General features: G+C 67.3%; 30 protein-coding genes and 1 pseudogene. 18 read left to right on the forward strand and 13 right to left on the reverse strand.

What is annotated here, in order from left to right:
- Positions 1 to 31 precede the first annotated feature (31 nt).
- From G6N49_RS00765 to G6N49_RS00785, 5 genes are all read left to right on the forward strand, one after another.
- Positions 32 to 940: an MBL fold metallo-hydrolase gene (locus G6N49_RS00765; protein ID WP_011856747.1), complete on the forward strand. Its 909-nt coding sequence runs from the start codon at positions 32 to 34 to the stop codon at positions 938 to 940.
- Positions 933 to 2,339: a carboxylesterase/lipase family protein gene (locus G6N49_RS00770; RefSeq protein WP_011856746.1), complete on the forward strand. Its 1,407-nt coding sequence runs from the start codon at positions 933 to 935 to the stop codon at positions 2,337 to 2,339. The genes G6N49_RS00765 and G6N49_RS00770 overlap by 8 nt, the downstream gene beginning before the upstream one ends.
- Before the next feature lie 131 nt (positions 2,340 to 2,470).
- Complete coding sequence (locus G6N49_RS00775) at positions 2,471 to 3,160, forward strand: TetR/AcrR family transcriptional regulator (RefSeq protein ID WP_011856745.1); 690 nt, start codon at positions 2,471 to 2,473, stop codon at positions 3,158 to 3,160.
- Positions 3,157 to 4,095: a R2-like ligand-binding oxidase gene (locus G6N49_RS00780; RefSeq protein ID WP_011856744.1), complete on the forward strand. Its 939-nt coding sequence runs from the start codon at positions 3,157 to 3,159 to the stop codon at positions 4,093 to 4,095. Before G6N49_RS00775 ends, G6N49_RS00780 begins: the two co-directional genes overlap by 4 nt.
- A gap of 144 nt (positions 4,096 to 4,239) precedes the next feature.
- Complete coding sequence (locus tag G6N49_RS00785; protein WP_049771840.1) at positions 4,240 to 5,055, forward strand: SDR family NAD(P)-dependent oxidoreductase; 816 nt, start codon at positions 4,240 to 4,242, stop codon at positions 5,053 to 5,055.
- On the opposite strand, the gene G6N49_RS00790 is transcribed toward G6N49_RS00785, so the two are convergent.
- A complete protein-coding gene (locus G6N49_RS00790) occupies positions 5,024 to 5,923 on the reverse strand; it encodes an oxygenase MpaB family protein (RefSeq protein WP_011856742.1) in 900 nt (299 codons plus the stop codon). The two genes, G6N49_RS00785 and G6N49_RS00790, sit on opposite strands and share 32 nt — an antisense overlap.
- A 199-nt stretch (positions 5,924 to 6,122) precedes the next feature.
- On the opposite strand from G6N49_RS00790, the gene G6N49_RS00795 reads away from it, so the two are divergent.
- Positions 6,123 to 6,824 (forward strand): class I SAM-dependent methyltransferase, encoded by a 702-nt coding sequence (locus G6N49_RS00795; protein ID WP_234789210.1) that lies wholly within the window; start codon positions 6,123 to 6,125, stop codon positions 6,822 to 6,824.
- A 20-nt stretch (positions 6,825 to 6,844) separates the two neighbouring features.
- A complete protein-coding gene (locus G6N49_RS00800) occupies positions 6,845 to 7,240 on the forward strand; it encodes a nitroreductase family deazaflavin-dependent oxidoreductase (RefSeq protein WP_011561588.1) in 396 nt (131 codons plus the stop codon).
- Positions 7,241 to 7,417: 177 nt separating this feature from the next.
- Here G6N49_RS00800 and G6N49_RS00805 read toward each other — a convergent pair.
- A pseudogene (locus tag G6N49_RS00805) lies at positions 7,418 to 8,721 on the reverse strand (IS256 family transposase).
- A 166-nt stretch (positions 8,722 to 8,887) separates the two neighbouring features.
- Positions 8,888 to 9,745 carry a hypothetical protein gene (locus G6N49_RS00810; protein ID WP_011856740.1) on the reverse strand — a complete coding sequence of 286 codons (858 nt, stop codon included), beginning with the start codon at positions 9,743 to 9,745 and terminating at the stop codon, positions 8,888 to 8,890.
- Positions 9,746 to 10,318: 573 nt separating this feature from the next.
- Here G6N49_RS00810 and G6N49_RS00815 point away from each other — a divergent pair.
- From G6N49_RS00815 to G6N49_RS00825, 4 genes are all read left to right on the forward strand, one after another.
- Positions 10,319 to 10,651, forward strand: a complete 333-nt coding sequence (locus tag G6N49_RS00815) for a hypothetical protein (protein WP_011856739.1) — start codon at positions 10,319 to 10,321, stop codon at positions 10,649 to 10,651.
- 89 nt (positions 10,652 to 10,740) lie between these two features.
- Positions 10,741 to 10,896: a hypothetical protein gene (locus tag G6N49_RS29145; protein WP_165607546.1), complete on the forward strand. Its 156-nt coding sequence runs from the start codon at positions 10,741 to 10,743 to the stop codon at positions 10,894 to 10,896.
- 84 nt (positions 10,897 to 10,980) lie between these two features.
- The gene (locus tag G6N49_RS00820; protein ID WP_011561585.1) at positions 10,981 to 11,313 is read left to right on the forward strand and encodes a hypothetical protein; all 333 of its coding nucleotides are present in this window, start codon (positions 10,981 to 10,983) and stop codon (positions 11,311 to 11,313) included.
- A 105-nt stretch (positions 11,314 to 11,418) separates the two neighbouring features.
- On the forward strand, positions 11,419 to 12,246 hold the full coding sequence (locus tag G6N49_RS00825) for an alpha/beta fold hydrolase (RefSeq protein ID WP_011561584.1): 828 nt from the start codon (positions 11,419 to 11,421) through the stop codon (positions 12,244 to 12,246).
- Between the two features lie 379 nt (positions 12,247 to 12,625).
- On the opposite strand, the gene G6N49_RS00830 is transcribed toward G6N49_RS00825, so the two are convergent.
- Both G6N49_RS00830 and G6N49_RS00840 read right to left on the reverse strand, forming a co-directional pair.
- Positions 12,626 to 12,937 (reverse strand): hypothetical protein, encoded by a 312-nt coding sequence (locus tag G6N49_RS00830; RefSeq protein WP_235679472.1) that lies wholly within the window; start codon positions 12,935 to 12,937, stop codon positions 12,626 to 12,628.
- Positions 12,938 to 13,293: 356 nt separating this feature from the next.
- Positions 13,294 to 13,899: a TetR/AcrR family transcriptional regulator gene (locus G6N49_RS00840; RefSeq protein WP_011561581.1), complete on the reverse strand. Its 606-nt coding sequence runs from the start codon at positions 13,897 to 13,899 to the stop codon at positions 13,294 to 13,296.
- 127 nt (positions 13,900 to 14,026) lie between these two features.
- On the opposite strand from G6N49_RS00840, the gene G6N49_RS00845 reads away from it, so the two are divergent.
- Genes G6N49_RS00845 through G6N49_RS00860 form a run of 4 tightly spaced genes read left to right on the forward strand, consistent with a single transcriptional unit; the run spans position 14,027 to position 17,299 of the window.
- Entirely contained in the window at positions 14,027 to 14,218 is a 192-nt protein-coding gene (locus tag G6N49_RS00845) for a ferredoxin (RefSeq protein WP_011856737.1), read from the forward strand.
- A gap of 4 nt (positions 14,219 to 14,222) precedes the next feature.
- Entirely contained in the window at positions 14,223 to 15,488 is a 1,266-nt protein-coding gene (locus G6N49_RS00850; protein ID WP_011561579.1) for a cytochrome P450, read from the forward strand.
- Positions 15,489 to 15,534: 46 nt separating this feature from the next.
- On the forward strand, positions 15,535 to 16,854 hold the full coding sequence (locus G6N49_RS00855; RefSeq protein WP_011561578.1) for a H(+)/Cl(-) exchange transporter ClcA: 1,320 nt from the start codon (positions 15,535 to 15,537) through the stop codon (positions 16,852 to 16,854).
- Positions 16,855 to 16,873: 19 nt separating this feature from the next.
- On the forward strand, positions 16,874 to 17,299 hold the full coding sequence (locus tag G6N49_RS00860; RefSeq protein ID WP_011561577.1) for a rhodanese-like domain-containing protein: 426 nt from the start codon (positions 16,874 to 16,876) through the stop codon (positions 17,297 to 17,299).
- Here the strand turns inward: G6N49_RS00860 and G6N49_RS00865 are convergent.
- The 3 genes from G6N49_RS00865 to lpqS all read right to left on the reverse strand — a co-directional run bounded on the left by G6N49_RS00865 (position 17,296) and on the right by lpqS (position 20,174).
- Positions 17,296 to 18,552 (reverse strand): MFS transporter, encoded by a 1,257-nt coding sequence (locus G6N49_RS00865; protein WP_083045455.1) that lies wholly within the window; start codon positions 18,550 to 18,552, stop codon positions 17,296 to 17,298. The two genes, G6N49_RS00860 and G6N49_RS00865, sit on opposite strands and share 4 nt — an antisense overlap.
- Positions 18,549 to 19,658: a PLP-dependent cysteine synthase family protein gene (locus G6N49_RS00870; protein WP_083045456.1), complete on the reverse strand. Its 1,110-nt coding sequence runs from the start codon at positions 19,656 to 19,658 to the stop codon at positions 18,549 to 18,551. Before G6N49_RS00870 ends, G6N49_RS00865 begins: the two co-directional genes overlap by 4 nt.
- Before the next feature lie 105 nt (positions 19,659 to 19,763).
- A complete protein-coding gene (gene lpqS / locus G6N49_RS00875; protein ID WP_235679473.1) occupies positions 19,764 to 20,174 on the reverse strand; it encodes a putative copper homeostasis (lipo)protein LpqS in 411 nt (136 codons plus the stop codon).
- A 153-nt stretch (positions 20,175 to 20,327) separates the two neighbouring features.
- Between lpqS and G6N49_RS00880 the strand changes: the two genes are divergently transcribed.
- Positions 20,328 to 21,116 carry a superoxide dismutase family protein gene (locus G6N49_RS00880; protein ID WP_179967715.1) on the forward strand — a complete coding sequence of 263 codons (789 nt, stop codon included), beginning with the start codon at positions 20,328 to 20,330 and terminating at the stop codon, positions 21,114 to 21,116.
- 17 nt (positions 21,117 to 21,133) lie between these two features.
- On the opposite strand, the gene G6N49_RS00885 is transcribed toward G6N49_RS00880, so the two are convergent.
- The 5 genes from G6N49_RS00885 to ectA all read right to left on the reverse strand — a co-directional run bounded on the left by G6N49_RS00885 (position 21,134) and on the right by ectA (position 24,728).
- A complete protein-coding gene (locus tag G6N49_RS00885; RefSeq protein WP_011561572.1) occupies positions 21,134 to 21,439 on the reverse strand; it encodes a hypothetical protein in 306 nt (101 codons plus the stop codon).
- A 70-nt stretch (positions 21,440 to 21,509) separates the two neighbouring features.
- Positions 21,510 to 22,409: an ectoine hydroxylase gene (thpD, locus tag G6N49_RS00890; protein ID WP_083045458.1), complete on the reverse strand. Its 900-nt coding sequence runs from the start codon at positions 22,407 to 22,409 to the stop codon at positions 21,510 to 21,512.
- A complete protein-coding gene (locus G6N49_RS00895; RefSeq protein ID WP_011561570.1) occupies positions 22,409 to 22,798 on the reverse strand; it encodes an ectoine synthase in 390 nt (129 codons plus the stop codon). Before G6N49_RS00895 ends, thpD begins: the two co-directional genes overlap by 1 nt.
- A gap of 31 nt (positions 22,799 to 22,829) precedes the next feature.
- A complete protein-coding gene (ectB, locus tag G6N49_RS00900; protein WP_011561569.1) occupies positions 22,830 to 24,119 on the reverse strand; it encodes a diaminobutyrate--2-oxoglutarate transaminase in 1,290 nt (429 codons plus the stop codon).
- Between the two features lie 21 nt (positions 24,120 to 24,140).
- Positions 24,141 to 24,728, reverse strand: coding sequence for a diaminobutyrate acetyltransferase (gene ectA / locus G6N49_RS00905; RefSeq protein ID WP_011856729.1), 588 nt, complete (start codon positions 24,726 to 24,728; stop codon positions 24,141 to 24,143).
- A gap of 263 nt (positions 24,729 to 24,991) precedes the next feature.
- Here ectA and G6N49_RS00910 point away from each other — a divergent pair, with 263 nt between their 5' ends.
- Together G6N49_RS00910 and G6N49_RS00915 are read left to right on the forward strand one after the other, a co-directional pair.
- The gene (locus G6N49_RS00910; protein WP_011561567.1) at positions 24,992 to 25,345 is read left to right on the forward strand and encodes an ArsR/SmtB family transcription factor; all 354 of its coding nucleotides are present in this window, start codon (positions 24,992 to 24,994) and stop codon (positions 25,343 to 25,345) included.
- The gene (locus G6N49_RS00915; protein ID WP_064916315.1) at positions 25,345 to 26,034 is read left to right on the forward strand and encodes a cation efflux transmembrane domain-containing protein; all 690 of its coding nucleotides are present in this window, start codon (positions 25,345 to 25,347) and stop codon (positions 26,032 to 26,034) included. The genes G6N49_RS00910 and G6N49_RS00915 overlap by 1 nt, the downstream gene beginning before the upstream one ends.

A 26,034-nucleotide genomic window follows, 5' to 3' on the forward strand; every position in this document is an offset into this window, starting at 1 on the left:
CCGCCCGCCACCGGCGACCCACGCTGGGCGCATGGACGAAATCGTGTTGGGCGACGTCACCGTCACCCGGGTTCTCGAGTACTACGGTTCGGTGCGGCTCTCCCCGCAGACGTTCTTCCCGGAGGCCGACCCCACCGCCTGGCGGCACAACGAGCACTGGCTGGCCCCCGACTTCCTCGACCCGGCCGCCGACGTCTGCGTCTCGGCCATCCAGACCTGGGTGCTGCGCAGCGCCGGCGCCACCATCCTGGTGGACACCGGTGTCGGCAATGACAAGGAACGGCCCAACACGCCGGTCTGGCACCGGCTGCAGACCGACTACCTCGACAACCTCGCCGCCGCCGGGGTGCGACCCGAGGACGCCGACTACGTGATCAACACCCACGTGCATGTCGACCACGTCGGCTGGAACACCCGTCTGGTCGACGGACACTGGGAACCGACCTTCCCGAACGCGACCTACCTGATACCGCGGGCCGACTTCGACTACTGGAACCCCGCCAACCGGCAGTCCGCAAATCCCGACCACCGAACCCTCTTCCTGGACAGCGTGGCTCCGGTGCACGCCGCCGGGCAGACGGTGCTGTGGGAGGACACCTTCGCCGTCGACGCGAACGTGCGGTTGCAGACCGCGCCGGGACACACGCCGGGCTCGTCGGTGGTGACGCTGGAATCCGGCACCGACCGGGCGGTGTTCGTCGGGGACATGCTGCACACCCCATTGCAATTCGTCGAACCAGACGTCAACAGCTGCTTCTGCGAAGATCCCGCGCAGGCCCGCGCGACCCGCCGCCGGGTGTTCGGCTGGGCAGCCGATACGAACACGCTGGTGGTACCCGCTCACCTCGGCGGACACGGAGCCGCCGAACTCGCCCGCGACGGCGACCGGTTCACCATCACGAAGTGGGCACCGTTCGATCGGGTGACAGCCCGTGTCTGACCCCGTCGTCATGACCGGATCCGGGGCCGTCCGCGGTCGAACGCTCGCTGATTCCCAGGTCTTCTATGCCATTCCCTACGCCGCCGCCCCAGAAGGGCGGGCGCGGTTCGCCGCGCCGGAACCGCACCCGCCGTGGCCAGGGATCCGGGACGCGACCATGCCGGGACCGACGGCACCGCAGCCTCGGCGGGACGGCTTCGGCCGCCTCGACATGTCACCGTTCTTCGGGCCCGGGTGGGTGCGCGATCCGGACTACCTGACGGTCAACATCTGGACGCCGCACGCGAATGCCACAGCAGGGCAACCCTATCCGGTCATGGTGTTCGTGCACGGCGGGGGTTTCGTCGCCGGTTCGACGCGCACACCGCTCTACGACGGGTCGGCGTTCGCGCGCGACGGCGTGGTCCTGGTGACCGTCACCTACCGGCTGGGCATCGCGGGGTTCCTCGACATCGCGGGTGCGCCGCGAAACCGCGGCCTGCTCGATGTGCTCACAGCGCTAGCCTGGGTGCGCGACAACATCGCGGCGTTCGGCGGGGACCCCGACAACGTGACCCTGTTCGGTCAGTCGGCCGGCGCGACGACCACCGCGGGCGTCCTCGCCGAAGCGCAGGCGCCGACACTGATCCGGCGCGCGATCATGCAGAGCGGCAACCCCTATGGGGCGTTCTCCCCGGACCAAGCGGAACGGGTGAGCCGGGCGGTCGCCGACGCGCTCGGCGTGGAACCGACGGTCGACGACCTGGCCGGTATCCCCGACGAGATATTGGTCGGCGTCGCTGCCGAACTGGGAGGACTGGACCTGCGCGTCGGCGACCGATTCGACCCGCTGGTCGGACTCAGTCCGTTCAGCCTCGTCTCCGACCGGCAGACCGACCCGACAGCGCATCCCGAGGTCGGCGTGCTGATCGGTACGACCACCGAAGAGGGCAACCTGTATCTGGTGCCGCAGGGGCACCTGGACATCTCGACGGAAGAAGACGTCCACGCGCTCGCGGCGCGGGTGCACCCCGATCCGGACACGCTGGTGCAGGACTACCGGACTCGCCACCCGCGGGCCTGCTGGGGTGCACTGCGCTCGACGATCCTCGGCGACGCGTTGTTCCGCACCGGCACCGAGCGTTTCGCCCTCGAGAGGCAGGCCTCGGCGCCGACGTATCGCTACGAGTTCGGCTGGCGGTCAACCGGCGTCGGGGGAGAGCTGGGTGCGGCGCACGCGGTGGACCTGCCGTTCGTCTTCGACCGCACGGACGTCGATGTGTTGCGGGGACCGCGCGGGCTACTCGGGGACGGCGATGTCCCGCCGGAACTGGTGGGCGCGATGCACGGTGCGTGGGTGCGATTCGCGACGACGGGCGATCCCGGCTGGGCGCCGAACGAACTCCGACGGTGGCGGTAGCCGGGCCGCGCGGTGTCGCCGCGGGTCTACGAACGGGCTGACAGGGTCGCCCAACGTCGTCCACCCACCCCATTGACTATGGGCCGGATCACAGTATTGTGACCAGTGGTCATATGTGATGTGGAGGCTCGATGCCGACAGTGACGTGGGCCCGACTCGATGGCGAGCGCCGGGCGGCGGTGGTGGCGGCCGCGGAGGCGGAGTTCGCCGCGCACGGCTTCTCGCACGGCAGCCTCAACGTCATCGCGCGCCGCGCGGGCGTCGCCAAGGGCAGCCTCTTCCAGTACTTCGCCGACAAACGCGACCTGTACGCGTTCATCACCGACGTGGCAAGTCAGCGGGTGCGGTCGTACATGGAGACGCAGATCCGCGAACTCGACGCGAGCAGGCCGTTCTTCCCGTTCCTCGTCGACCTCCTCGACGCATGGGTCGCCTACTTCGCCGAACATCCCAGAGAGCGATCACTGCACGCCGCTGCGAGTTTCGAGGTCGAGACTGACGCCCGGGTCAGTGTGCGTGCCGTCGTCCACCGCCACTATTTGGAGGTGCTGCGTCCGCTGGTGCACGACGCGCGGGCTCGCGGGGATCTGCGCGATGACGCGGACACCGAGACCCTGGTCTCGCTACTGCTGATGATCCTGCCTCACCTCGCGCTGGCGCCCTATGTCCGCGGCCTCGATCCGATCCTCGGACTCGACGAACTGTCGCCCGAACAGCCGGCCCTGGCCGTGCGCCGATACGTCGCCGTGTTGTCGGCGGCCTTCCAAACCGTCCCGGTGCAGCCCTCACCGGAAACGTCCGCCCAGGAGGTAACACCATGACCAGGACACGCTCTGACTCGCTCGCCGCAGGCGGGCTGAATTGGGACAGCATGCCCCTCAAGCTCTTCGCCGGCGGCAACGCCAAATTCTGGGACCCCGCCGACATCGATTTCTCCAAGGACCGCGCTGACTGGGAATCGCTGTCGAATCTGGAGCGGGACTGGGCCACTCGCCTGTGCGCTCAATTCATCGCCGGTGAGGAGGCGGTCACCCAGGACATCCAGCCGTTCATGGCGGCGATGCGCGCCGAGGGCCGGCTCGGTGACGAGATGTACCTGACGCAGTTCGCGTTCGAGGAGGCCAAGCACACGCAGGTGTTCCGCATGTGGCTCGACGCGGTCGGGATGACCGACGACCTCCAGTGCTACCTCGACGACCTGCCGTCCTACCGGCAGATGTTCTACGAGGAACTGCCCGCATCGTTGGAGGCCCTGGCCACCGACCCGTCGCCGGCGGCTCAGGTGCGCGCGTCCGCGACCTACAACCACGTCATCGAGGGCATGATGGCCTTGACGGGATACTATGCCTGGCACCGGATTTGCGTAGATCGAAAGGTGCTGCCGGGTATGCAGGAGCTGGTCCGCCGCATCGGTGACGACGAGCGTCGGCATATGGCGTGGGGTACCTTCACCTGCCGGCGGCACGTCGCGGCCGACGACGCGAACTGGGAAGTGTTCGAGAACCGGATGAACGAGCTGATCCCTCTCGCGCTCAGCAACACCGACGATTCCTTCGCGCTGTACGACGAAATTCCGTTCGGCTTCGCGAAGGAGGAGTTTCAGCAGTACGCCGCCGACAAGGGCATGCGCCGGTTCGGCACCATCAGCAGCGCTCGCGGCCGCGCCCTGGCAGAGATCGACGTCGACTACTCACCGTTGCAGTTGGAGGACACCTTCGCTGCGGAGGACAGTCGAGTGCTGGCCACGTCTGCCTGACCTCACGCTCGCCGGGCTCCGGCCGTCGGCCGGTCGCCCCGAGTCTGGGCTGCGCTTGTCGTGCAATCCCCATCGGATACGACGGCTGACCATACATACTGGGCCCACTGGATGGTCAATGTCAGCGGCAGACTTTGTCGCCGTATGCGGTCGCGAAACGGGTGGCGAGTGAACAGGTTTGACGGCAAGGGTGTCCTGGTGACCGGAGCGGCGTCGGGAATCGGGCAGGCGACGGTGCAGCGACTCCTGGAGGAAGGGGCCTACGTCGTCGGGCTGGACCTTCCCGAGGCTGACCGCGTCGCCGATCGATACGCCTACCGCCGCGCCGACATCCTGGACGGGCAAGCGGTCGCTGACGCGGTGGCTGCCGTCGTGGCCGAAGCGGGGCGGCTCGACGGCGTGGTGCACTCCGCCGGGGTGGCAGGCGGAGGACCCATCCACCTGCTGCCCGACGAAGAATGGGACCGCGTGGTCGACGTCAACCTCAAGGGCACCTTCGTCGTCAACCGCGCCGCGCTGACCCAGATGCTGCAGCAGGACCGTGTCGACGGCGAACGCGGCGCGATCGTCAACCTGTCCAGCATCGAGGGGCTGGAGGGCACTGCGGGCGGCAGCTCCTACAACGCCTCGAAGGGCGGAGTCGTGCTGCTGACCAAGAACGCGGCAATCGACTACGGGCCGAGCGGGATTCGGGTCAACGCGATCTGTCCCGGCTTCATCGAGACACCGCTGTTCGACGCCGTTGTCGGCATGCCCGGCATGGAGCGACCGCGCGAGGGCCTACGTCACGAGCACAAGCTGCGACGGTTCGGCCGAGCGGCCGAGGTGGCCGGCGTCGCCGCCTTCCTGCTCTCGGCGGACGCCAGCTTCGTCAGCGGGCAGACGCTGGTGGTGGACGGCGGTTACCTGGCCGGCCGTGATCATCACGTCACCGAGCTGATGGGGTTGAGCGAGCAGTAGTTCGCTCCTCCTGACTGGCTGTCATCGCCCAGCGAATCCCACCGACCAGCACCCGTCCGGATACCCGCACAGCAGTCGCCTCGAGAGGCGGAAAGTACGGCAGCCGCAACGGCTTACGGGCCCATCCCGGCAGCATCGCCACCGAGATGGCGGCGAGCACCCCGTAGGGAGCCCGAGCGGACAATGGCAGCGGCGGCGTCAACAACAGGAATCGCGCGGCGTCGCGGGCGGCCGCTGTGCTGCGCAGTTCCGGTCGGTATGCCTCGATCCGTTCGCGCAGCTGATCCTCGGTGCGTGGCGGATTCAGCACTCCGAGAGCGGTTGCGACGCGGGAGGTGTCGGCGACGTACGCGTCGCGGCCGGTCTGATCAAGAGGCTGTGCGCCATAGAGCTGGTGCGCCAGAAGGAAGCTGTCGATCTCGGCGATGTGCACCCATTCGAGAAGGTGGGGATCAGTGGCGTCGTAGGGTGTGCCGTCCGGCGCCACACCGCGTACGCGGCGGTGAATGCCGCGGACCTTGTCGACAGCGCGTTGCGCGTCGGCGGCCGGGCCGAAGGTCGTCACGGCGAGAAAGGTGCTGGTGCGCTGTAGACGTCCCCAGGGATCGCCGCGGTAGTCGGAGTGGCCGGCGACGCCGGCCATGGCCAGCGGATGCAGCGACTGCAGAAGCAGCGCGCGCAGTCCTCCGACGAACATCGATGCGTCGGCGTGGACGCGGCGGATCGGTCGATCCTCGGCGAACCACCGCGGACCCGGCGTGCCGTGGATACGTGCGCGGTTGTCCGGCCCGTCCGGCCCGGCGACCATCCCGAACAGTGCGCTGCCCAGACCGCTCCTGATCGCACCCAGTTCCCGCGCCAACACCATGACCTCGACGGTACGTGCCGGCCGGGAGGCGAGCCGGTCGCAAGACCCAGCCGTGCGCCGAAATCTCCGCGACGGTGTTCCGGTCCTCCAGCCGTACCGATGCAAGAGCCCCTTCCCTGTCGGCCGGAATCGGCGGACGCTGATGGTCATGACTGATGACATGTGGGGGACAGGGGACTATCGAGCAGTAGCAGAGAAGGTGACGTCCATCGCCGACGTGCTGGTCCGGCGGGCGGGCATCGAAGCCGGGATGGCCGTGCTTGACGTCGCGTGCGGCACCGGCAACGCATCGATCCCTGCGGCCAAGTTGGGGGCGCGAGTATGCGGCTTGGACTTCTCGCCGGGCCTGATCGCGATTGCACGGCAATGCGGCGCCGACGCCAACGTGGAGATCGACTGGCGGGTAGGCGATGCCCAGTCCCTTCCATTCGAGGACGACAGCTTCGACCGGGTCATCTCCGCGATCGGACACATGTTCGCGCCCGACCACAAGCGCACCGCGGATGAACTGCTCCGTGTCTGCCGGCCCGAGGGTCGCATTGCGGTCGCCTGCTGGACGCCGCAGGGCGCCATCGGCGAGATGTTCAAGCGCCTAGGCGCGATTTCTCCCGCGCCGCCGGAGGGCTTCCAGCCACCGGTGCTGTGGGGCACCGAAGAGCATGTGCGTGAGTTGCTCGGTGAATCAGTCGAATTCGAGCGGCACAACGTCGATTTCGACGAACCCTCGCCCGAGAGCTATGTCGATTTCATGCTGGCAAGCTTCCCTCCGTTGATCGCCATGCGAGCCCAACTCGGCGACGAACTGGTGCGCGAGACCTACCTCGGTTGGGCCACCGATGTGAATGAGGCCGACGACGGGACCCTGCGCTTCCGCGGCGAGTACTTGGTGTCGGTCACCTGACGACACCTAGACTTCCGAGAATGCGAGTCCCTCGACGAATCGCAGAGTTCAACAAGCGAGTCACCAATCCGGTGGCTCGCACGATCACCCCGTGGCTTCCCGGCCTCGGGACGCTCGAGCACGTCGGGCGGAAGTCGGGTAAGCGATACCGAACGCCCCTCTTGGTATTCGAGACCCATGATGGCTACGCCATCCTCATCGGCTACGGCCCGCAGACGGACTGGTTGAAGAATGTGCTGGCCGGAGGACCGACGGTGCTGCGCAAGCGTGGACGGGCTGTCGCGCTCGTCAACCCGCGGGTGGTGAGCAAGGCCGAGGCCGCAGCCCTCGTCACACCGCGTTCCCGGCTGCTCTACCGAGCGTTTCCCTACAACGAGGCAGCTCTGCTGCTGACGACCGCAGGCTCCCGGAATTAGTTGCCCACGCAAGAGGCCTGGGGTCGTTTGCAGGGTAGCTGTGATCTCAGGCCCGCGCGAGCCCTGCCGATCGGCTACGGCGTTCCGTGGAGTCGGCGGCCTGTGCGGGAGGTTGCCACGCAAGAAGATTACGGCTGCTATTTTGAGGAATTGTCAATACCTGTGGATCGGGGTGTTTCAGGCGACCTCCGTTTCGGTTGATTCGGCCGGCTCGGGCGGTGTGATGTCGGCGGGGCGTTCGAGTAGCTTGCCTTTGTGGAAGACGGCGCCGGCACGGACGAGGGCGACCAGGTGGGGTGCGTTGACTGCCCGCCACCGGGCTTGTGCGGCGTCGATAAGCTTGTAGGCCATGGCAATTCCGGCCGCGCGGGATCCCGGCCCCTTGGTGACCTTCGTCCGCAATCGCACGGTGGCGAAGGTTGATTCGATCGGATTCGTGGTGCGCAAGTGGATCCAGTGTTCGGCTGGGTATTTGTAGAACTCCAACAGCACGTCGGCGTCGTCGACGATCTTGGCGACCGCCTTGGGGTACTTGGCGCCGTAGTCGATCTCGAAGGCCTTGATCGCGACCTGCGCGTGGTCGAGGTCCTCGGCGTTGTAGATCTCCCGCATCGCCGCGACCGCACCGGGTTGCGCCGATTTGGGCAGGCAGGAAAGGACATTGGCCTGTTTGTGAAACCAGCAGCGCTGCTCGCGGGTAGCCGGGAACACCTCGCGCATCGCCTTCCAAAAGCCCAGTGCACCGTCACCGACGGCCAACACCGGGCGATCATCCCGCGGCGGCGACACGACCGCAGCAGATCGGCCCACGACTCGGTCGATTCTCGATACCCGTCGGCCAGGGCGACGAGTTCCTTGCGGCCATCGGAGCGGACCCCGATCATCACCAACAGGCACAGCTTCTCCTGCTCGAGGCGGACCTTGAGGTGAATGCCGTCGACCCACAGGTAGACGAAGTCAGTGCCCGACAGATCCCGGGCCCCGAAGGCCTTGGCCTCCTCCTGCCACTGGCTGGTCAGCCGTGTGATCGTCGTCGCCGAGAGCCCGGCACTGGACCCGAGGAACTGCTCCAAGGCCGGCCCGAAGTCACTGGTCGACAGGCCGTGCAGGTACAGCAGCGGCAGCACCTCAGTCATCTGCGGGGACTTGCGCGCCCACGCCGGCAGGATCGCCGAGGAAAACCGCTGCCGCTCACCGGTATCGGCGTCGATACGCTTGTCGTTGACCCGCGGCGCGGTCACCGCCACCGCGCCCGCGGCGGTCAACACCTCACGCCCGGCGTGGGAGCCGTTGCGGACCACCAGCCGGCGACCGCTCTCATCGAGCTCACCGGCGTGGGCATCGATGTAGGCGGCCACCTCAGCCTTCAGCGCCGCGGCCAGCATCTGCCGGGCGCCGTCGCGCACGATCTCATCCAACAACGACCGACCACCGCCGTCATTGGCGTTGGCCTCATCGGTGTCGTGAACTACGGTGAGCATGGGCGTACCTTCCCAACCAGCGCGTCAACGCCGGTCTTGATCAGAGAACCTTGGACTTCAGATCATCCCCGGGAAGGTGCGCCCACTTTCATGCCGCCCCACCGAGGGTCATCCACAGGTTCTGATCATTGCTCTGCTATTTTTCCAGGGGGTGCCAGCCGCCATGTCACAGAGGTGGAACTGAACCCGACGGCGGCAGCTGCGAATCCTTCGAAACCGCCCAATACCGTAGAGCGATCGCCCACCCGACCAGCGCGGCGATCGCAACCAGGTTCGACGGCAATACCCTCGGGTCATCGATGGCGCTGACCACCGTCAGGACGGCAATCAGCACTGTCAACGCGACCCAGCAGTGAAAGAGAAAGCGGGCCAGGATGGCCCGCAGCCCTCTCAACCTGTACAGCAACAATGCACGCCGGATGGTCATTCGCGGCGCAGCGGTAACTCGTGATTCCTCGACACGCAGCGACCAGAAGCGAAATCCCATCGCGACGAGCGTGTACAGGAAGATGACGAGAAGGTCGGTGTAGATGAGCCCGCCCGAGAAGTAATTGGGGACACCCAGCGTGTCCGTCCTACCGAAAGCGGCGCCCAGTGCCCCGCTGAACTGGAGGACCACTACGCCCAGGAAGAAGTAATAGAGGCCCCGAAGGACCCTCGCCCCTCGACGGTGCATCGGGTAGGCGAGCAGGAGGCGTCGGGCAGTGACGGATTTCGTCACTTCGGCAGACGGCGGTGGCGTGGATTCGCTGAGGAGCTCCGCGGCTTCGTCAAGCCACGCCTGTGCTTGTGCCGCCGCCTGCTGTTGCACCTCGGGTGAGTCGTTGATCAGCTTGCTGGCGCTGAACCAATCCGCGGCGAACCCTACCTGCCTACAGGCATCTTCCACCGCCAGCTTCCGGCGGCCGGTTTGTGTTCGGCGTTCGCGCCAGTCCCCGACAACCAGAGCGAGTATCCCGATTCCAGCGGTCACAATCGGCGTGACGATGGTCAGCGCGATGCGGATGATCTGCTCGGAATCCATCACGTGTTCCTAGCCGCGGACCTCAAAGTCCGGCCGAATCGAGGTCCAGCGACAATCCCGGCCCAGCCGTCCCAGCGAGCCGACAGCGTGTTGGCGTTGGTCTGTATCTTGCTGTCCGCAAGCGCATCTGGCGTGCTTTGCGCCAGGGGTGCGCCCGAGGCGGATGCTGCGAGTCGGCGAAGGGGGATGGGAGGTGAACCCTCCGCCCGGAATCTGCGGTGATGGTGCCGAAAGTCCGCGTCACGTAGACATCCCTTCTCAGCCGAGCGGTCCACGCGCGCTCTGAACAGCTTGTACTGTCGCGGCCGGCCCACCCACGGTATCGGCTTTGCGGCGGTTTCAACGGATCTTCGATCGTCGCTTGTGCCGGTGATTTCCAACGGGAGGTCCTCCGTTCGTGCCGCGGCAAGCTCCGGCTCGACGATGCCGGGGTCCCACGGGGAAACCCCCGCGGACGATCTCCACGTGTTCTCCACACAACCTCCAAGTACCGCGGGCGCGACTGCGACACGATCTGTGTCAGTCAGATGACAGCGGTTCTTCGGAATCAACACCTACAGAAGGGTTCTCGCCATGAACGCCATCACCATCCACGCCCCGGTCCTGCGGGCCATCGCGCTCTCCACGTTCGCCGGGGCTGCCGCCGTGGGAGCCATCATGTTCGGCCCGGCGTCGCCGGCCCATGCCGACTCGGCGGCCGCTACGATCCACCAGCTGGAGGCCAGCGGGTTCGACGTGAGGCTCAACCGCATCGGTAGCGCACCGCTCGAGGAATGCCGGATCACCGAGATCGGCCGGCCGCAGGAGCGGAGGCGTCTGACGTTGGTGGAGGGCCGCGACGACGACAGAGCGCTCATTCCGGTGGTGGTCAAGCGCACCATCACCGTCTCGCTGAACTGCGCGTGACCCGTGACCGCGGTGCTGGGAGCACTTCGGGCCTCCGGTCCGGCCGGCTGAAACGGTTTGGCCGCCGTCCTATCGGGTGACTCTGAGGCATGAGTCAGCCAAACGATCCGCCCGCCAAGCCCGTCGACGCCACCCAGGCAACCGACGAGCAGCGAGAGACGCAAGAGCAGCTCGATGATCAACATGGCGACTCGGACGCCCCCGGCGCCCACCAGAGCCGCCACGGGGTCGCCGACGAGACGTAGTCCGAGGGCGATCAGCCTGGGGAAACGAACCGATCCGCCGCGGCGATAAATCGATGACGGGGTTTCGTAGAACGGATCGAAGATATGCGCCGAACATCGATATTGGCCCCTGTGCTGCTCTCCGTCGGTGCTGTGCTGGTCGCGCCGGCGATCCCCGCCCAGGCCGAAACAGCACTCGAGACCATCGCAGCGCTTGAGGCCGCGGGCTACACCGTCAACATCGACCGGGTCGGCAGCGCTCCGCTGGAGGAGTGTGTCGTCACCAGCGTCCGTAACCCGCAGACCGTCACCGAGTTGGCGCGGGTCGAACACCATGACGGACCCTTTGGCTTCGGCGGTGACGATGACGATCACGGCCGCCTGGTTCCGGTCGTCGTGTCCCGGTCCATTTCGGTGTCGCTGAACTGCGCGGGCTAGTACCGCTGGCCGGTCCACCCGCGACGCAACTTTCCTCGCCGCGCCGGACGCTGACGTGACACGATTCTGGTTCACCGCAGTGGCGGCCCGGGAGGGGCTCGGAGCATGCACATCACCAGGGTCGGTACCGGGGATCCTCCGTTGTTCTTCGTGCATGGGTTGGCCTGCGACGGGACGGACTGGCGCGCACAGGTCCGGACGCTGAAGCCCACGATGACGGTCGTGACGTGCGACCTGCCCGGCCACGGCCTCAGTCCGGGAACGCCGGCCGAGTGCACCATCGAGGCCTACGGCACCGCGGTCGCCCAGGCCTTGGCCGCGCTCGATGTGCCCCCGGCGGTCCTGGTCGGCCACAGCATGGGGTGCCGGGTGGTGCTCGCGGCGAGCCGGAGGCGACCTCAGGCCGTGGCGGGTCTGGTGCTTGTGGACGGTAGCCGTATCGGCGCCGGTGATTCCGAGGCCGCCGGTCAGTCCATGGCCGACGAACTCGTCGGTGACGGCTACCTGCGATTCATGCGGAGTTTCTTCGAGTCGATGTTCGTACCGTCGAGTGATCCCGCGATCAGGCAAGCGATCGTCGACCGTGCCCTGCGCTTCCCCGCGGCGCTGGGCAGACCCTTGCTGACGGATCTGGCTCGCTGGGACGCGGGCGATGTGGAGGGCGCACTCGACGCGGTCGACGTTCCCCTCCTGGCCATCCAGAGCACCACCATGGACACCGCCCGCGAGCGGGTCTCGCTGGCGCCGGGCGTGGCATCGCCCTGGCTGGATCTGGTCGGCAGCCACGTGCCCCGATCTCGACAGGCGATCCTGCCGGGAAGCAGCCACTTTCCGCAGATCGAACTGGCCGACGAAGTGACCGCGCTGATCGGCGATTTCGCGGTCGCCGTGAAGAATGACGACCACCCACGAGAGGGTCTGACGCCCGCGTGAGGCTCGGGTCGCGCGCGCTCGGCATCGCGGCAGGTTCGCAACTCCGCATCACGGTGACTGTCCAGATCGGTTATACGACAGTCGATCCCGCGCTCCTCTTAACATTCGCAACATGTCCGTGAGGTCCTCTGGCGCACGCCGAGGCGCGGTTACTGATCGGGCGATCACCTCGGGACATGGACGGCGCATAGGTGAGGTAGTACGCGATGACCGCCAGGGATGGGTGATGTCGGACGATTATCCGGCACCGGTGTTCGGAATCCCGGAAGCTGATCTGCAGGGCGACGCTGGCGTTCGCGGGGTCGGCCAGCGCGGAATCGTGACCGCGAATAGCTTCGAGAACGGCGCGATTGACAATCGCCTTTCCGAGCGGCGCTGGTCAGTTCCCAGACGGGCGGTCTCCGCTTGGATTAGTACCTGTCACGGCGCCGCTCGGATCGGAAGCCCCTGGATTGGCCAGCCGGTGAATTTCATTGCCGTAGCCGGGTGTCTCGTTATCGCGTGCTTGAGCCCGCACGTACTCACCGCGAGTGCCGCCGCCGTAGCAGCTGCTGTTCTTTACGCAGCCCTTGACCTCTGATCCCCAGCTGGGGCCGTCCGGGTCGGCGCTAGCAATAGGCGCGCCGATAAGCAGCGTGGCACCGACTGCGGCGCCACCGAGGAGTGTCGTGATCGTCATCTTCTTGCTCATCATGAAGAGATCCCCCTGGCATCTAGTGTCGTCTGTTTGAAACTCCCGATCGGGAACTGAACGGAAGCTACAGCTATCTCAAGTCAGACTGCTGTCAGCGACTTTAGGTACTGATATTGAAGGTCACAAGGAAAATGTCTTACCTTGACACTTTTGCTGAACTATCAACGGCTATCACATGATCAAGTTTCGCGTTGCTGTCGAGCGGTGAGCCGACTACGACCAGGTCGGCCTGACTTGCCGACATCACCGAAGGAACCTGGGACTTCTCGATGCCCGGCCCCAATGCGCAGACGCCGCGAGCGGATTCCATACTCGGCAGGGCAATCAACTGCTCGGTCGCGTCGACAGTCTCGTCAACGACGCCCCTCGTCGGCATCACGCCTGCCCTCGGGAATCAAGAAGTACTGCACCCGCAACATCCGTTCGGCGAAGTCGTCGGGGTCCAACGGGTCATCGCCCTCGATCAACCACGCGGTGATCATCGCGAGGATGCCGCCGTTGATCTGAACGGCCAGATCGGCCACCAACTGGGGGTCGAGGTCGTCGCCGTGGAGGTCGCGGATGCGGTCCCGGGTGCGCGGTAGCACCAGATCCGCCAGCCCGGCGCCCAGGCTCACCGCGTTCGGGCCGGTCAGCACCGCCCGGTAGAAGCGACGGTGGTCGGCGAAGTGGCGGAGCGCAGCCAGGGCACGTGGCTTGCCCGGCGGCAGGTTGATCACCTGCGGCACCACTTCCCGGCGCATCAGATCCAGCGCCGCTTCCATCAGCAGCGCATCGCGGTCGCCGAACTGCTGATAGGCCACCTTGCGGGTGACGCCGGCGGCCTCGGCGATATCGCTGAGCGCGACCGAGGCGGTGTCGCGTCCGGTGACCACGTCGATCGCCGCCTGGATCAGCGCGGCGCGCGACCGACGGACGCGACGGTCCCGGGCGGGGGCGGGCGCCGACATGAAAGCCATCTCACAGTTATATCCTGTGCGTTAGGGAACAAGTGTTCCATAAGATACGGTTGTTCCATAGTGCCGGTCCGCGGGCCTTGTGCGGTGCGGACGCGGTACCGGACGTTCGATCTCGTGTGAGGGACTCATGAAAGTTGTTGCGCATCAAGACATGTGCGTATCCGCCGGCCAGCGCGCGTTCACTTCGCCCGCCCTGTTCGACCAGCGTGATGACGACGGCGTCGTCGTGCTGCTGAATCAGCCGATCGCCGACCAGCACGACGATGCCCGCCGCGCGGTCGAATCCTGCCCGGCCCGGGCCATCGACATCGAGGAGTGACGCCATGACCGTGCACGACCTGTCACCTGTCCGCTCCGGCGGCGACGCCGACCTTCCGCACTACCCCCAGCCGCGCGAGCAGGGCTGCCCGTTCGCACCGCCCGAACAGATCCGCACGCTGGCCGCCGAGAAGCCGCTGCACCGCGTCCGGTGGTGGGATGGCAGCACTCCCTGGCTGGTGACCGGACCGGCCGAGCTGCGCTCCCTGCTGACCGATTCCCGCGTCAGCGCCGACGACGTCCACTACGCCGTCCCCCAGTGGAGCCCCACCGAGGCGCGCGAATCGAAGCGGCGGCCCACCACCTTCCTCAACACCGACGGAAACGAGCATCGCCGCTACCGCCGGATGCTGACGCGCTCGTTCAGCGTCAAGCGGGCCAACGCATTGCGGCCGATGATCCAGCGCCACACCGACGAGTGCATCGACGCGATGCTGGCCGGACCGCGGCCGGTGGACCTGATGACCGCCCTGGCGCTTCCCGTGCCGACCATCGCCATCTGCGCGCTGCTCGGCGTGCCCTACGAAGACCACGAGACCTTCCAGCGCCACATCTCCACCGGCGTCGACCGCAGCGTCCCGGCCGAGGAAGGCCAGCGTGCGATGGCCGAATTGTTCGACTACCTGCGCACGTTCGTCACCCGGGAGGTCGAGCACCCGACCGGGGCGGACACCATCTGCGCCGAACTGGGCGAACAGGTCAGGGCGGGAAACGTCACCATGGACACCGCCATCTTCATGGCCACCAGCGTGCTCGGCGGTGGCTTCGAGACCACCGCCAACATGATCGGTCTCGGCACGCTGGCGTTCCTGCTGAATCCCGATCAGGCCGCGATCGTGCGTGCGTCCGAGGACCCCACCGTGACCGTCGGCGCCATCGAGGAACTGTTGCGCTATCTCGCCGTCGCCGGCAACTCGAAATGCCGAGTGGCGCTGGCGGACATCGAAATCGCCGGCGAGACCATTCGGGCAGGCGAAGGGATCGTCTCCGGGTTTCCCGCCGCCAACTGGGACAGCGGGGCCTTCGCCGAGCCGGAACGCCTCGACGTCACCCGACAGGGAAATCACCACTTGGCCTTCGGTTTCGGGCCGCACGGGTGCATCGGCCAGCAGCTGGCGCGCGTCGAGTTGCAGGTCGTGTTCGACACCCTGCTGCGCCGGATACCCGATCTGCGGCTCGCGACCAGCCTCGACGAGATCGAGTTCAAGAACAACACACGGGCCTACGGCGTCTACGCACTCCCCGTGACGTGGGGACCCGTGAAACGCTGAGCGGACAGGCCGCCACGAGGCCCTCAGTCTGCGAGACTGATGCGCCATGACCGATCCGGCCGTCGACCGCGACCAGCCCGCTGAATCCGGGCGCCGATGGGTCTACCTCTGCGCGACCGCCGTCGTCGCCGGTGTGGCGATCGGTTTCATCGGCGGCGCCTTCCGCTGGTGCCTTCAGGCCGCTGACCGGTTGCGAGTCGACTTCGTCGACTGGGCACACGATCTGGCGGGCCCAGGATGGTTGGCGCCCATGGCCGCCGCGGCGCTCGGCGCGACGCTGGCCGCCCTGATCGTGCGCTGGGTGCCCCTGGCCGCAGGCAGCGGAATCCAGCACGTCGAGGCCGTCTATCGCGGCGACGCCCGCGCGCCGCTGCTGATCCTGCTGCCCGCGAAGTTCGTCGGCGGTGTGCTGTCCATCGGATCCGGACTGGTGCTCGGGCGCGAGGGGCCGACGGTGCACATGGGCGCGGCGATCGGCGCCGAGGCGGCCCGCCGCGCTCGACTTCCCGACCCCGACATCCGGATGATGCAGACGGCCGTCGGCGGCGCCGGCCTCGCGGTCGCGTTCAACGCGCCGATCGGCGGCACCCTGTTCGCGCTCGAGGAAGTGACCAAATCGTTCCGGCTGCCGACGGTGCTGACCACGCTCTTCGCGGCCGCCGCCGCGGTCGGCTGCATGCGGTTCATCCTGGGGAACGAACCGGACTTCTTCGTCACCTCGGTGGACACCCCCGCGCTGGCGTGGTTGCCCCTCTTCGTGGTCTTCGGGCTGCTGACCGGATGCCTCGGTGCGGCGTACAACCGGCTGGTGCTGTGGTTCCTCGACCATGTCGGCGGTATGCGACGCGTACCGGCGATCGCCAAGGCCGCGGTGATCGGCGCGATCATCGGCCTCGCGATGTTCGTCTACCCAGAGGCCGTCGGGGGTGGCGACACACTGACACAGCTGATCCTCGGCGGCCACGAGATCGTGCTCCCGGTGGTGGTCGGATACCTGTTGGTGCGCTTCGTCGCGGGCCCGCTGTCCTACTCGGCCGCCGTCCCGGGTGGCCTGTTCGCGCCGTTGCTGGCGGTCGGCGCGCTGTGGGGGCTGCTCTTCGTCGGGGTGAGCGGCCCCCTGTTGCCCGGTGACGTTGCCGCGCTGAGCATTCCGATGGCGCTGGTCGGGATGGCCGCATTCTTCGGAGCCACGGTGCGGGCACCGGTGACCGGCATCGTCGTCGTCATCGAGATGACGGCCACGACGGCCGTCGCCATCCCGATGCTCGCCGCCACCGCCGCGGCCGTGCTGGCCGCCGAACTGACCGGATCACCGCCCATCTACGACTCCCTGCGGGAGCGGATGTTGCCCCGAGCGAAGCGGTGATACGGGTACGTTGAAGACCATGCTCGACCGTCGACGTCGCCCGCCGCGCCGCGTGCTCGGCGCAGTCGCCGGTGCGTGCGCGGTGCTGGCCCTGTCGGCGTGCGGAACCGACACACCCACGGAGGTGTCCGCCGCCCGTCTGGTGGATCCCGCCGAATTCGCCGCCGCAGTGGCTGAACCCGACCGGCTGACCATCAACGTGCACGTGCCCTTCGAAGGCGATATCGCCGGTACGGATCTGTCGATACCGTTCGACCGGATCGCCGACCAGGCCGACCGCCTCCCGTCCGACCGGTCCACCGCGCTGGCCATCTACTGCCGGTCCGGGCCGATGAGCACGACCGCGGCGGAATCGCTCCGCGACCTCGGCTACACCCACGTCGTCGAACTGCGCGGCGGTATGCGGGCATGGCAGGCCGACGGGCGGCCGCTGACCGGCATCTAGACCCCGGTGACGGCCGTCGGTGCGGGCCGCAGCCGACCGGTCCGGTCGAGTCGGTACAGCGCGGCTGCCGACGCGAGCCCGATCGCGGCCAGCGCCGCCCAGGTCAACCCGGCCATGCCGGCGTCGCGCGCGGCCTGCATGAGCGATCCCGTCGCGAGGTTCCCGACGAGAATTCCGACCCCGACGATGGTGTTGTAGAAGCCGTAGTGCGTGCCGACCAGCCGGTCGTTCGCCAGTGAGACGACGGTGTCCATCTCGAACGGGAACACCGCGGCCGAACCGACCGCCAGCACGCCCGCGGCCACCAGCAGCGCGGCGACCGCCGCGCCACCCCCGAATCGGCCGCCGTCCGGTACCGCCATCAGCGGGACGAACGCCGCCGCCAGGATCACCAGGCCCACCACGAGAGAATGTCCCGCACCCCAGCGGGCGCTGAACCACCGCGTGATGCGCATTTGACCGAACACCGCCACCAGGCCGGACACCACGAACACTCCTGCGACGATCAGGGTTTCGTCGTTCGGAGCGAGCATCCCGGCCTGCAGCGGCAGCGCCAGATACACCTGGAAGGACAACACGTACGAGCCGATCATCGCCGCCGCGAACAACAGGAACGACCGATTCGCCACCACCACACGCCAATCCGCCAGCACCGAACTCTTCTCGGTCGCCGCGGAGGCGCTGTGCTGCGGCAACGCGAACAGTTGGGCGACGGTGAGCACCGCGAAGACGGCTGTCGCCGCCGCCGCCGCGACGCGGAAGTCGAGCACCAACAGCGCCAGCCCGACCAGCGGACCGGCCAGGATGCCGGCTTGATAGAAGATGTTGAACAGCGCGAACGCCTCGACCCGTCGCGCCCCCGAATCGGCGGCGAGATACGCGCGCACCGCAGGGTTGAACAGCGCCCCGGCGAATCCCGTTGCCGCCGAAGCGATCAACACCGCCGGTAGGGATTCGGCGAAGATGAGCAGGCCGAAACCCGCTGTCCGCAACAGGCATCCGGCCACGATGAGCGGTTTGTAGCCGAGCCGGTCGGCCAGCGTGCCGCCCACGATGAACATGCCCTGCTGGGAGAAGTTGCGGACACCCAACACCAGGCCCACGGCCCACGCGGCCAGTCCCAGCGGCCCGGCCAGGTATCCGGCGAGGTAGGGCATCAGCATGTAGAAGCCGAGATTGATGCCGAACTGGTTGATCATCAGCAGCCGGCTGGGCCAGCCGAAGCTGCGGAACTGTGTCAGAAGGCCTGTCACCGCAGCACCGCCATCGGGTCGACGACATCGGTGCAGCGCGTCCACGACGACACCACTCGCTCGCGCGGGTGGCCGATCACCGCGGGTCCGGCGGGCGGCGTGTGGTCGAGCAGTCCGTGGGCCCGGCAGTAGTCGTCGTTGTAGACGGTGTCGAAGTAGCGTTGTGGTCCGTCGGGGAAGATCGCGGCGATCGTGCTCGAGTCCGGCAGTGTGCGCGCGGCCCAACCGGCCACCAGCGCGACCGCTCCGACGCTCCACCCTCCGCTGGTGTAGTGCGTGGCGGCCAGTGTGCGGCACGCCCAGACGGCGTCCTCGGGCGCCACCCAGTGCACTTCACTGAACGCCCCGTAGTCCACGTTGCCCGGATAGATGCTCGATCCGAGGCCGCGCATCAGGCGTGTGCTGGCGGGCTGACCGAAGATCGTCGACCCGATAGTGTCCACGCCGATCAACCGTAGGGCGGGGTTCGACTCCCGCAGGACTCGGGCCACCCCTGCGGAATGCCCGCCGGTGCCCACCGAGCAGACCAGGACGTCGATGTGGCCGAGTTGGGCCTGCAGTTCCAGGGCGAGCGGCCGGTAGGCCTCGACGTTGTCGGGGTTGTTGTACTGGTCGGGATACCAGGCGTGCGGATCGGCGGAGAGGATCTGCTGCACCCGGTCCTGGCGTGCCCGCTGCCAGCCGCCGTCGGGATGCGGTTCGGTGACCATCTCGATGCGGGCGCCGTACGCGGACAGCATCCGCGCGATGAGGGGTTCCATACCGGGGTCGGTGACCAGGGTGACCGGATGCGCGTACGCCGTGCCGGCCAGGGCCAACCCGAGGCCGAGCGTTCCGCTGGTGGATTCCACGATGGTCGCACCGGGGCGCAGGGCGCCGCAGGCACGTCCGCGCTCGACCATGTGCATGGCGGGACGGTCTTTCATCCCGCCCGGGTTGAAGCCTTCGAGTTTGGCCCAGAAGCCGCGTTCGTCGGACGTGAAGGGTGCCGCGATACGCAGCACGGGGGTGTTGCCCACCATGGTGCCCGGCCGCTCGTAGCGGCCGAGTCGGTGGTGACGGGACGGGGACGGGTGGGGTGAACGCAGGGACAGGGCAGCTTTCATGGGGGAGCGTCGCTTCTTTTCGGGGCCGCGACGGGTGCCGCGCAGCCGCTGACGAGGGGCAGCGTCGACCGACCACGCTCGGGTGAGCAGGGTCGGCGCTGCCGATCAGCGGCGCGCGATGCAGAGCCGGGTCAGCAGGACCCGACCGGTCAGAACCTCGCCCAGTCCGCGGGGTGGGCCGCGGATGAGGGCCAGCGGCGCGCCCCGGTAGAACACGGCGACCGCGACCATCGCGGCGAGCAGGCCGAGCGCCAACAGGGCGACGGTGGCGCGGGGCCGCACGGCGTCGGCGTAGGTGTCGGGGGAGACCGGGATCGAGCCGTTCTCGAAGTGCGCGTGGTCGGTCATCGCAGCGGGGTCGCCGTGCGGGCCGGCAGCCAGCGCGTGCGGCCCGTGGTGTGGATGACCGGCTCCGGGCTGGGTCCACTCGAAACCGACCGCGACCAGCCAGAGCGCGAGCATCAGCGCGACGGCTGGGCGCCATCGCTTCTGGAGAACCGCATCGTTGAACCGCACGATGGCCCCGACCCTAACAGCGGATTTCGATTCGTCCATCAGGCCGCCGACTTGACACCGTGTTGTGACCACTGCGCGATCTCGCTCTGCGAGACATGTTGCGCAGGAAGGTTTCCCCGTTTCATTGCGGGGACGCAAGGGTACGAGGCCTGCATGAACAAGCATGTCACCGTCGCCATCGCTTTGCTCGCCGCGCCCGCCGCCGTCCTGAGCGGCTGTTCCAACGAATCCGGGGATAGCGAAGCCACCTCAACGACATCCGGAGCAGCCAGTCCGCAGGTCATGACGACACAACTCAAGACCGTCGACGGGAAGGCGGTCGCCGATGCCACAATCGACTTCACCGGCGGATACGCCACCGTGACCGTCGAAACCGTCGGCGACGGCACCCTCTCTCCGGGCTTCCACGGGTTGCACATCCACGAATTCGGCCGCTGTGAGCCGAACTCGCCCGCCCCCAACGGCGGACCGACGGGCGACTTCGCCTCGTCCGGAGAGCACTTCCAGGCCGAGGGGAACACCGGTATGCCGGCCAGCGGCGATCTGCCGCCCCTGCTGGTCCGTTCCGACGGAGCCGGCAAGCTCGTCGTAACCACCGACGCGTTCACCGAGGACCAACTGAAGGGTCCCGACGGATCGTCGATCCTCCTGCACCAGGGCGCCGACATGCCGGGTGCGACCGAAGGGGTCGACACCCGCATCGCCTGCGGTGTGATCAGCCCGGCCAGCGCCGAGACGTCCGTGTCGACGTCGACCTCCACGTCGACGGTCACCACCACGGTGGCGCCCGTCCCGCCCGCCACCGTCACCGAGACGACGACGCCGCCGACCACCGGCCCCAGCCCGACCACCACGGCAACCACCACGGTCTCCGAGACCACGCCGCCGACGACGACCACCGTGCCCACCAGCCCGGAGAGCCCGACTCCGCCGGCGGGCTGATCGGGTTCGGCCGCGCCTCAGAGCATGGCGGTGAGGAACGACACGACCGCGAGCACCACCAGGATCAGTCCGACCATCACCAGGAACGCGCCCATCGAGGCCGCCCGTTGGCGCCGGTCGTCACTTCTGGTGGCCCCCTTGACCGAGGTCTTCATCGTCCCGAAGAGTTCCGACCAGGCGATGCGTGACACACCACGTCGCGTGGCGCCGGTATCGCGCATGGGCTCGTCGGGCACCGTTCCCATGCCGTTGCCGTAGAACACCAGCCCGACCACCACGGCCACGGCGGCCAAGATCAGCAACAACACACCCAGCACCACCATCGCGCGCCTCCCGTCGACCTCACGTTTGGGACCGCATACCCAGAACCGGGCCGGGTCGAACTCGGGACAGTCAGTTACCGACTCGCCGCATATCCCGGGCGGCGAGGTACTCCGGGCGAGGCCTCGACGCCGCGAACGGCTCCGACAACCGGTTCTCCACCGAGTTGAACACCAGGAAGATGTTCGACCGCGGAAACGGGGTGATGTTCGAACCCGACCCGTGCATCAGGTTCGAGTCGAACCACAGCGCGGTGCCCGCGGGACCCGTCACCTGGTCGATCCCGAATCGCTCGGCCGCGGCGGTCAACGTGTTGCGGTCCGGCACGCCCGCCTCCTGACGGATCAGTGAGGATTCGTGGTTGTTGGCGGGCGTCGCGCCGACGCACGGGTAGAACACCTCATGTGAACCCGGCATGACCATGAGCGACCCGTTGTACGGGAAGTTCTCGGTCAGCGCGATGGAACACGAGACCGCGCGCATCGCCGGCATGCCGTCCTCCGCATGCCACGTCTCGAAATCCGAGTGCCAATAGAAGCCGCCACCGGTGAACCCCGGCATCACGTTGATTCGCGCCTGATGGATGTAGACGTCGCTGCCCAGGATCTGGCGCGCCACGGGGAGGACGGTGTCGAGCGAGATGACCTCGGCGATGACCTCGCTGAACAGATGCGGCTGGAACACCGACCGGATGCCTCCGGTGCGCTCCCGGATGATGCGCGGGTCACCCGCGTCGGCCACGGTGCTGATCCGGGCCAGCTCATCCTGCAGTGGCGCTAACCAGATGGGGTCCAGCGTGTCGGGCCGCACGAGGTAGCCGGCACCGGCCATCGTCCGTAGGTCAGCTCCGGTGAGCGGACCGTCGGGCTCTCGACCCCACACGGTCGGTTCGGCGCGCGTGATGGGCTCAGTAGGCTGGTCGAGTCTGGTGGGGTAGTGGTCGCGCACCCGGTGCGCCGTGTCGACCGCCATCAACTCGCCACCGGCGCCGGATAGGCACCGGACTCGTCGTGGACCTCCTGACCCGTGACCGGCGGGTTGAACACGCACAGCATGCGGAGCTGTTCGTGACAGGTGACACGGTGGCGCTCGTGACCGTCGAGCAGGTACATGGTGCCCGGCAGGAGCGGGAACTCTTCTCCGGTCTCGTGATCGGTCAGCGTGCCGGAACCCTCGACGACCCAGACCGCCTCGACGTGGTGGCGGTAGTGGAACTCGCTGACCGAGTTCGCGTTGATGGTGGTCTCGTGGAACGAGAAGCCGACGCCGTCGTCGGCGAGAACGATCCGCTTGGATCTCCAGTCCTTGGCCGCGACATCGCGCTCCGTACCGGTGATGGCCTGCGTGGTACGCACGATCATCGGGTGAATCCTTCCTCTCGGTGCATGTGGGTCACGACAGTGCGGCCGCGACGGACTCAGCCAGGACGGAGATCCCCGCCTCGAGGTCGGCTGTCGACGTGGTCAGCGGCGGAAGCAGTTTGACCACTTCGTCCGAGGGGCCGCTGGTCTCCATGAGAACGCCCCGCTCGAACGCCTTGCGGCACACCGTGGCCGCCACGGGCGCGTCGGTGAACTTCAGGCCCTGCGCCATCCCGCGTCCCCGAGCGCTGACCCCCTCGTACTCGGAGGCGATGGCTTCCAGCCGATCACGGACCATGGCCCCCTTGGCCGACGTCTGCTCCGCGAACTCGCCGTCTCGCCAGTAGGTCTTCAACGCGGCGGTGGCGGTGACAAAGGCGGGGTTGTGGCCGCGGAAGGTTCCGTTGTGCTCACCGGGGGCCCACACGTCGAGGTCTCTGCGGAACAGCGTCAGTGCCATCGGGAGGCCGTAGCCACTGATGGATTTCGACAGCGTGACGATGTCCGGGACGATGCCGGCCTCCTCGAAGCTGAAGAAGGCACCGGTGCGCCCGCACCCCATCTGCACGTCGTCGACGATCAGCAGGATCTCCCGCCGCCGGCACAACTCCGCGAGCGCCCGAAGCCATTCCGCCCGTGCGACGTTCAACCCGCCTTCACCCTGCACGGTTTCCACGATCACCGCAGCCGGGCGGTTGAACCCGCTTCCGGAGTCGTCGAGTACACGCTCGAACCAGTGGAAGTCCTCGGTGACACCGCCGAAGTAGTTGTCGTAGGGCATCGGCGTGGTGTGCACCAGTGGGATGCCCGCGCCGGCACGTTTCATCGAGTTGCCGGTCACCGACAGTGCTCCCAGCGTCATCCCGTGAAAGGCGTTGGTGAAGTTGATGATCGCTTCGCGACCGGTCACTTTTCTGGCGAGCTTGAGCGCCGCCTCCACCGAGTTCGCGCCGGTGGGGCCGGGGAATTGCACCTTGTAATCGAGACCGCGCGGTTCGAGGATCAGCTCCTGAAATGCCTGCAGGAAATCACTTTTCGCGGTCGTCGCCATGTCGAGCGAGTGCACGATCATGTCACCGGTCAGATACTCGACGAGCGGTTTCTTGAGAGCTGGGTTGTTGTGTCCATAGTTCAATGCGCCTGCGCCGGCGAAGAAGTCGAGATACCGGCGGCCCGATGTGTCGGTCACCCACGAGCCTGAGGCGTTGGCCATGACGGTGGGCCACCCCCGGCAGTAGCTACGTACCTCGGATTCGACCGCGGAGTACACCTCGGGTAGGTCGGATACTGCGACGGCAGTCGTGTCCGCAAGGGTTGACATGGTTCCTTTCCAGAAGAGGTGTCAATCGGCGAGGGTTGTGGTGAGGGGGCCGATACGGAGTAGCGGCTCGTCGTCGTGGGCCTCGTCAGCGTCGAGGTGCGCTGCGGAGAAGTGCGGCTGCTCGGCGATGGGGACGCGGTGACGCCGGGCGAATGCACCGAAAAGCGCACGTGAGGGGGCGTTCGAAGGCGCCACCGTGGTCTCTACCGTGATCGGGTGCCCGTGCCGGTCTTTTCTCACCCTGTGCACCAGGGCGTCGAGCATCGTCCCGGCCAGTCCGGTGCCGCGGGCGGCGGAGGTGACTGCGACCTGCCAGACGAACAGCACCTCGGGCCGGGTCGGCGGGTGGTACGCGGTGATCAGGCCGCACAGATCGTCACCACGGTCGGCAACGATCGACGTGTCGGCGAAGTCCGTCGCCAGTAGGACGTAGGCGTAGGTGGAGTTGACGTCGAGTACCCCGGTCTCGGAAACCAGGCGGTGCATGGCGATCGCATCGGACTTGGTGGGGCGGCGAAGATATCGAAGCCACGAATTTCGTTGTCTGACAGTGTCATCTGACCCCGTCGTCCAGGTTGTGGCGCGGGGATCGGTGTTCAAGGCATGCATGGGTGTTGGTCGAAGTCACCACCGAACTAGTCATCGAGTTTCGTCAGTTACGCGTCATCGGTGACGCGACGTTAAGACAGCTAACGAAGCCAAATCAAGCGAGGTCCTCGGGTCGATCCACGGGTGGCTGATGCCTGATCCGCTCTTGACCAGCGTCGAGACCCTTGCGCAGGGGACTTCATTGCGTCACGGCAACGTTATCGAATTGTTACCAAAGGCTGTCGCGCCCCGCCGACCGATCGTGGACGACAGTACAGATTCTGATGTACTGTCGGACGGTGCTGACGCTGACCCACACCGATGCCCTCGCGCGGTTCGGCCACGCGCTGTCGGACATCACCCGCGCGCGAATCCTGCTGCGGCTGAGCCGGGCCTCCGGATACCCCTCCGACCTGGCCGAACAACTCGGGGTCAGCCGGCAGATACTGTCCAACCATCTGGCCTGTCTGCGCGGCTGCGGCCTGGTGGTGGCGGTACCGGAGGGCCGGCGCAGCCGCTACGAACTGGCCGACCCGCGGATCGGCGCGGCGCTCGACGATCTGATGGGGCTGGTGCTGGCGGTCGACCCGAACTGCTGTTGCACCGGTGACGACGGCGACGGATGCAGGTGCTGCTGATGGCCGCCGATCGAGCCCTGACCGCACACCGGCGCGAGACACTTTCGCGACGCATCCGGTGGTTCGTCACGGCCACCATCTCCTACAACATCGTCGAGGCGATCGTCGCGCTCGCCGAAGGCTCGCGGGTGTCGTCCTCGGCGCTGATCGGCTTCGGCCTGGACTCGGTCATCGAGGTGTCCTCGGCTGCGGCGGTGGCCTGGCAGTTCGCCGGCCGCGATCCCGAAGCGCGGGAGAAGGTCGCGCTGCGCGTCATCGCGTTCTCTTTCTTCGCGCTCGCGGCGTTCGTGACGGTCGACGCCGTCCGCTCACTGTTCGGTATCGGTGAGGCCCGGCACTCGACGGTCGGCATCGTGCTGGCGGCCGTGAGCCTTGCGGTCATGCCGGTGCTGTCCTGGGCGCAGCGCCGGGCCGGCCGCGAGTTGGGGTCGCTGTCGGCGGTGGCCGACTCGAAGCAGACTTTGCTGTGCACCTATCTCTCGGCGGTGCTGCTGGCGGGGCTGGTGCTCAACAGCGCCTTCGGGTGGTCCTGGGCCGATTCGGTGGCCGCGCTGGTGATCGCCGCCATCGCGGTCAAGGAGGGACGCGAAGCCTGGCGCGGGGAGGCCTGCTGCGCCGCGCCACCGCGCGACGCCGCGAACTGCTGCGAGGCCGAACGCGACGGGGCACCCGGCGAAACCGCCCTCTGA

Origin of the sequence: Mycolicibacterium monacense (genome assembly GCF_010731575.1) — a bacterium.
Taxonomy (GTDB): domain Bacteria; phylum Actinomycetota; class Actinomycetes; order Mycobacteriales; family Mycobacteriaceae; genus Mycobacterium; species Mycobacterium monacense.

Bases quoted from the DNA above. Each gene is read 5' to 3' on its own strand.
- G6N49_RS00765 (WP_011856747.1), top strand. From the start codon at position 32: ATGGACGAAATCGTGTTGGGCGACGTCACCGTCACCCGGGTTCTCGAG.
- G6N49_RS00775 (WP_011856745.1), top strand. From the start codon at position 2,471: ATGCCGACAGTGACGTGGGCCCGACTCGATGGCGAGCGCCGGGCGGCG.
- G6N49_RS00780 (WP_011856744.1), top strand. From the start codon at position 3,157: ATGACCAGGACACGCTCTGACTCGCTCGCCGCAGGCGGGCTGAATTGG.
- G6N49_RS00785 (WP_049771840.1), top strand. From the start codon at position 4,240: ATGCGGTCGCGAAACGGGTGGCGAGTGAACAGGTTTGACGGCAAGGGT.
- G6N49_RS00790 (WP_011856742.1), bottom strand. From the start codon at position 5,923: ATGGTGTTGGCGCGGGAACTGGGTGCGATCAGGAGCGGTCTGGGCAGC.
- G6N49_RS00800 (WP_011561588.1), top strand. From the start codon at position 6,845: ATGCGAGTCCCTCGACGAATCGCAGAGTTCAACAAGCGAGTCACCAAT.
- G6N49_RS00810 (WP_011856740.1), bottom strand. From the start codon at position 9,745: ATGGATTCCGAGCAGATCATCCGCATCGCGCTGACCATCGTCACGCCG.
- G6N49_RS00815 (WP_011856739.1), top strand. From the start codon at position 10,319: ATGAACGCCATCACCATCCACGCCCCGGTCCTGCGGGCCATCGCGCTC.
- G6N49_RS29145 (WP_165607546.1), top strand. From the start codon at position 10,741: ATGAGTCAGCCAAACGATCCGCCCGCCAAGCCCGTCGACGCCACCCAG.
- G6N49_RS00820 (WP_011561585.1), top strand. From the start codon at position 10,981: ATGCGCCGAACATCGATATTGGCCCCTGTGCTGCTCTCCGTCGGTGCT.
- G6N49_RS00825 (WP_011561584.1), top strand. From the start codon at position 11,419: ATGCACATCACCAGGGTCGGTACCGGGGATCCTCCGTTGTTCTTCGTG.
- G6N49_RS00830 (WP_235679472.1), bottom strand. From the start codon at position 12,937: ATGAGCAAGAAGATGACGATCACGACACTCCTCGGTGGCGCCGCAGTC.
- G6N49_RS00840 (WP_011561581.1), bottom strand. From the start codon at position 13,899: ATGGCTTTCATGTCGGCGCCCGCCCCCGCCCGGGACCGTCGCGTCCGT.
- G6N49_RS00845 (WP_011856737.1), top strand. From the start codon at position 14,027: ATGAAAGTTGTTGCGCATCAAGACATGTGCGTATCCGCCGGCCAGCGC.
- G6N49_RS00850 (WP_011561579.1), top strand. From the start codon at position 14,223: ATGACCGTGCACGACCTGTCACCTGTCCGCTCCGGCGGCGACGCCGAC.
- G6N49_RS00855 (WP_011561578.1), top strand. From the start codon at position 15,535: ATGACCGATCCGGCCGTCGACCGCGACCAGCCCGCTGAATCCGGGCGC.
- G6N49_RS00860 (WP_011561577.1), top strand. From the start codon at position 16,874: ATGCTCGACCGTCGACGTCGCCCGCCGCGCCGCGTGCTCGGCGCAGTC.
- G6N49_RS00870 (WP_083045456.1), bottom strand. From the start codon at position 19,658: ATGAAAGCTGCCCTGTCCCTGCGTTCACCCCACCCGTCCCCGTCCCGT.
- G6N49_RS00880 (WP_179967715.1), top strand. From the start codon at position 20,328: ATGAACAAGCATGTCACCGTCGCCATCGCTTTGCTCGCCGCGCCCGCC.
- G6N49_RS00885 (WP_011561572.1), bottom strand. From the start codon at position 21,439: ATGGTGGTGCTGGGTGTGTTGTTGCTGATCTTGGCCGCCGTGGCCGTG.
- thpD (WP_083045458.1), bottom strand. From the start codon at position 22,409: ATGGCGGTCGACACGGCGCACCGGGTGCGCGACCACTACCCCACCAGA.
- G6N49_RS00895 (WP_011561570.1), bottom strand. From the start codon at position 22,798: ATGATCGTGCGTACCACGCAGGCCATCACCGGTACGGAGCGCGATGTC.
- ectB (WP_011561569.1), bottom strand. From the start codon at position 24,119: ATGTCAACCCTTGCGGACACGACTGCCGTCGCAGTATCCGACCTACCC.
- ectA (WP_011856729.1), bottom strand. From the start codon at position 24,728: ATGCATGCCTTGAACACCGATCCCCGCGCCACAACCTGGACGACGGGG.
- G6N49_RS00910 (WP_011561567.1), top strand. From the start codon at position 24,992: ATGTACTGTCGGACGGTGCTGACGCTGACCCACACCGATGCCCTCGCG.
- G6N49_RS00915 (WP_064916315.1), top strand. From the start codon at position 25,345: ATGGCCGCCGATCGAGCCCTGACCGCACACCGGCGCGAGACACTTTCG.